The organism is Streptococcus sp. 2100, assembly GCF_013276335.1.
Taxonomy (GTDB): Bacteria; Bacillota; Bacilli; order Lactobacillales; family Streptococcaceae; genus Streptococcus; species Streptococcus pseudopneumoniae.
Window position 1 is genome coordinate 1 of sequence record NZ_VMKV01000038.1, and the last position, 4,130, is coordinate 4,130.

A 4,130-nucleotide genomic window follows, 5' to 3' on the forward strand; every position below is an offset into this window, starting at 1 on the left:
AGCAGATACTGTCGATAGCTGGCTAGCTAATAAAGTACTAGCAATAATTGAAATACCGAATTTGCGATAAAATGTTTTCTTCATTTTTATAATTCATTCCTTTCGTTTCACTCAAGGCACAACACAGAATGAAAAAGTGTTGTGCTCTTTGTTTTATAATAACAGTGAGAAAGCCTATCACTACTACAAATCACGGGGAGGTGAATAAGTGAGTGGTACAGCCACTACCTCGCATTTTTATAGGTGTCATTCTTTCCATCAAGCACAAGAACTGTGACTAAGAGCACGTAAACTTATAATTGAATAAGCGACTCGTTTGTGAAAGGAAAGAATAGTCAAGGGATAGGCAGACTCAAATTTTATGAAGGGAGCCCCCTCATGTTAAAAATTATTTATATGGCATCGAAAAGCTATCATCGCTATCTGTCGCAGATTATTGGTTGCCATCTACCACGTACTTTTAAAATAGGAGAGTTATAATCCAAGATTACAAGGTCTTACAGAAATAAGAAATTCAGATAAGACAATGTCTGTCCAAGATGCCGTTCGTTTTGCACAACAGCACGGATTCAAGGTGCTTTAATTTTAAAGGTTGGGTATCAAGACCTCTTTTTAGTGTGCCCAAAATTTAGAGAAGTAATCAATCAACTAACTTTTATTTTTTCAAACTTGCCCCTACAATTTTTAATGAATAATAAAAGCGAATATACTAGAGACTAATTCTATTCCATTATTCTTTAATCAGCCTTCCCAACATCAAGACCATTGGACTTCTTTTGTGATTGCACTCGAATCTCCAATTGTCTATTCTTCTGAATAAACTGTTGGTAAGGAATTGTATTACTAAACATAAAAACACCTAGCAATGCAAATGTAACTAATTTTTTAATTCCACGTTTTTTCTCATGCAATGAAACCCCTTTCTTTTTATTCTAACAGATATATTTTATTTAGTCAAGTATTTTTATGTAATTTTTAACTTTTTTTTCTTGTTATTACCATAAAGAATTATTTATTCCTTTAACTTGCTATTTTGAACTAAAAATTTTATAATGAAATTAAGCAAATAGGAAGGATTATTATCTTTAATGAATACACTCGCAGAAAAATTCAGATTGAAAAGAAAAGAGTTGAGACTCTCCCAACAAACTCTTGCAGAAGGAATTTGTGAACAAAGCCAGATTAGTAAAATTGAGAGAGGGCATTTCATTCCCTCCGCAGACCTTTTGTTCAAACTCTCCCAACGACTCGAAGTACCATTAGATTATTTTTTTAATGAACAAATTGAAATTAAATCTAACCTCTCTAATTTCAAGCAATTATCTGCTCGCCTATTAGATGATAGAAATTATGACAATTTAGAATATCTTTATAAAATAGAGGTAGAACGAAGCACTTTTCTAACATTAGAAGACCGAACTTACCTTGAATGGATTAAATCTATAATTGACTTCTATCAATATGACAGTAAGTGTGAGGCAATTTCGTCATTGGAAAATATATTATTAAAAGTCTCTTCAAATACTCTGATTTATTTAAAGGCGTTGAATACTCTATCTAATTTCTATTCCTTAGTGGGTCTTGAACAAGAATATGAGGCAAACTACTCTCATTTGATGGAGTTATATCAGACAAAAAATTTTGAGCATCAAGAGTTTTTATTTGGCTACATCAGAGTTCGTTACAACTACGCTCACTACCTAGTATCAAAGGAAAAATATAATGAAGCCATCCAAGAAGCTCTTGAGACTATCGAACTCTGTAAAGAGAGGCAAACAAGTTACCAACTAGCTCCCCTGCTCGTTCTCGTTGGAAATTGTGGAACACAATTCCTTGGCAAAGAACAAGTCAAAAATTATTATATAGAAGCAAGAGAGCTATGCAAGATTTATAACAATCCTTTCTCTGTGAAAATCGCAAGTTTTTCCCACCTTTTCTCAATACTGAAACAACATCTTTCCAGAACTTCAATAATTTCTTTTTGTGTTAAATCATTATTTAACTAAATCTTTGGAGGTAATACGTTTTCAAAGCTACTTTTTACCATAGATTTTGAGCTTTCAACACATATTACTAAGCCAAAAATGCTCTAAATTTTTGAAATTCTAACAAATGCCACTCAACTTCATCATCATCTTTGACTTTCACAATATCTTCCTCAAAATAACATGGAATAAAGATAGTTTTCTTTTGAAACGGTTGTAGGAGGAAAATCTCTCCTACACTATTTTTGATTCTGAGAGAAAATTGCAAAATATCATCTACCAAACTTTCAATTATTAAGATTTTTTGCAGTTTATCTGAATTAGAATCGCAAGGCTTCTCAATAATATAATTGTCGAATTTTTTCATTCTAACTTTCTCTCCACTATTTCTTCCTTTATCAAGAAAAAGTTACCTCAATATTCATAAAGTACAATTCTAAATTAACTCCAATTATTGATTCATGATAATATTTCGATAACTCATCGTGCAATTAAAAACAAGGATTTTTATTTCAGACGATCCATCGTGAACACTTCATCAGCCATCTCCCAAATTGCCGGATTATGTGTTGCGATAATGATTAGCCTATTATCATCTCGAAGAGATAGCAAAATCTCCATAATCAACTGAGAGGTTGCTGGGTCTATTGAAGCTGTTGGCTCATCTGCCAGAATAAAGGGTGGATTCTTTAAGATAATTTTTGCCAAGGCAACCCGTTGCGATTCTCCGCCCGATAACTCAAAGATGCGCTTATCTAGGTCAAGATAAGCCAGGCCGACCTGTTCTAAAGCCTGCTTCTGCCTCAACCGCTGTTCCGACCGACTCAACTTTTGACCAATGAGACCTAGCTTAAGGTTTTCTTCAATACTTTGGTTTTCAATTAAGCCAAAGTTCTGGAAGAGGTAGCCCAATTCGTGACGGAAAAAATCACTCGATTTATAATTGGCCAAGTCTTTACCTCGGTAAAAAATCGTCCCATCATAAGATTCTAATTTCCCAATCATGTTCATCAAGGTTGTTTTTCCGCTACCACTTGAACCAATTAAGGCATAGACTTTTCCAGCCTCAAATGTCATTGAAAGATTCGAAAATAACTCTCGTTCTCCAAAAGATTTACTCACCTGTTTAAGTTCAATCATATTAACCTCCCTTCAAAACAAGCATGGACATCTTGTTTTCTTTCTGCATTTGGACATGTAACTGTAAAAGAGATAGACCAGTAAAGAGTAACAAGACTAAGAAAGCAACTACTATCTCTACCATAAGAAATACACTCGCAATAAATCCCAGTAAAAACACACCCAGTTGAGCAAAGAGATAAGTGTGATGGATTTCTAAGAACCTGAGACCTGCAATGCGTTTGATAAAAATGGCACGTCTAAATTCTTCAAAGTAGAGCCTATTCATAGTGTTAAACAACAAGATTGAAGTTGCAATCCCAAGCACAGCTCCTGCTAGCATTACCCAACGTTCCCTCTGGATATTATCCAATAATGTGATGTAGTTATGGTAACCTGTTTGCATTTCTGAGACCCAATTTTCAATGCCTTGTCTCTGGATAAGCTCCTGGGCATCAGACAATTGATTAAAGAGAATGTAGTTCTGTACTGCGTCTATCCAAAACAAAATGGACTGTGGACCAGTTGATTGGGGTGTTATAACAATGATGATTGGATCTTTCAAAAATTGTTGGTAAGAAATAGGGGTCGTATTATATACAAAACGATCCTGACCTGATTCTAAATAACCTACCGTAGCAGTCATTTGCTGTCGTTCATCTTGACTAGACATGCGACTGGTTAAGTCGTCTTCAAAAACAGATTTATAATGTTCTTCCTCTGAACGGAGGTGTTCAGGCAGCAATAAGACAAACTCCCCTACATCAAGGTGATTCATCTTTTGCTCAATAGTTGTATCGTAAGCGCGTCATAACAAGGTATCTATCATTCATGGAAGACCTCCTGTATACTATTAGTAAAGTAAAACTATTGGAGGATATTTTAATGCCACAACCTATTGTTCCTGTAGAGATTCCACAATCTCGTCGTTTTGATTCTAAAAAGAGAAATGATATTCTGCTTAAAATTCGTATTGGCAAGCTTGAAGTAAGTTTTTTTCAATCCCTCAATCTCGAAATGATAGAA

The 4,130-nt window shown here is 34.6% G+C and carries 5 protein-coding genes and 2 pseudogenes; 2 read left to right on the forward strand and 5 right to left on the reverse strand.

Going from position 1 to position 4,130, the window contains the following annotated elements; translation table 11 throughout:
* Positions 1–84: pseudogene (locus HT669_RS11165) on the reverse strand (peptidase); the annotation flags it as partial.
* 316 nt (positions 85–400) lie between these two features.
* Between HT669_RS11165 and HT669_RS11380 the strand changes: the two are divergent.
* Positions 401–583, forward strand: a pseudogene (locus tag HT669_RS11380) (IS110 family transposase); the annotation flags it as partial.
* A gap of 154 nt (positions 584–737) precedes the next feature.
* Here HT669_RS11380 and HT669_RS11385 read toward each other — a convergent pair.
* Positions 738–911, reverse strand: coding sequence for a PhrA family quorum-sensing system peptide (locus tag HT669_RS11385; protein ID WP_050208810.1), 174 nt, complete (start codon positions 909–911; stop codon positions 738–740).
* A gap of 177 nt (positions 912–1,088) precedes the next feature.
* Between HT669_RS11385 and HT669_RS06340 the strand changes: the two genes are divergently transcribed.
* Entirely contained in the window at positions 1,089–2,006 is a 918-nt protein-coding gene (locus HT669_RS06340; RefSeq protein WP_050208809.1) for a helix-turn-helix transcriptional regulator, read from the forward strand.
* A 67-nt stretch (positions 2,007–2,073) separates the two neighbouring features.
* Here HT669_RS06340 and HT669_RS11525 read toward each other — a convergent pair whose 3' ends face one another.
* The 3 genes from HT669_RS11525 to HT669_RS06355 form a co-directional block, all read right to left on the reverse strand.
* Positions 2,074–2,352: a hypothetical protein gene (locus tag HT669_RS11525; RefSeq protein ID WP_000712965.1), complete on the reverse strand. Its 279-nt coding sequence runs from the start codon at positions 2,350–2,352 to the stop codon at positions 2,074–2,076.
* 140 nt (positions 2,353–2,492) lie between these two features.
* Positions 2,493–3,125 carry an ABC transporter ATP-binding protein gene (locus HT669_RS06350; RefSeq protein ID WP_000571433.1) on the reverse strand — a complete coding sequence of 211 codons (633 nt, stop codon included), beginning with the start codon at positions 3,123–3,125 and terminating at the stop codon, positions 2,493–2,495.
* A gap of 1 nt (position 3,126) precedes the next feature.
* The gene (locus tag HT669_RS06355; protein ID WP_001015889.1) at positions 3,127–3,882 is read right to left on the reverse strand and encodes a DUF1430 domain-containing protein; all 756 of its coding nucleotides are present in this window, start codon (positions 3,880–3,882) and stop codon (positions 3,127–3,129) included.
* Positions 3,883–4,130: the final 248 nt, after the last annotated feature.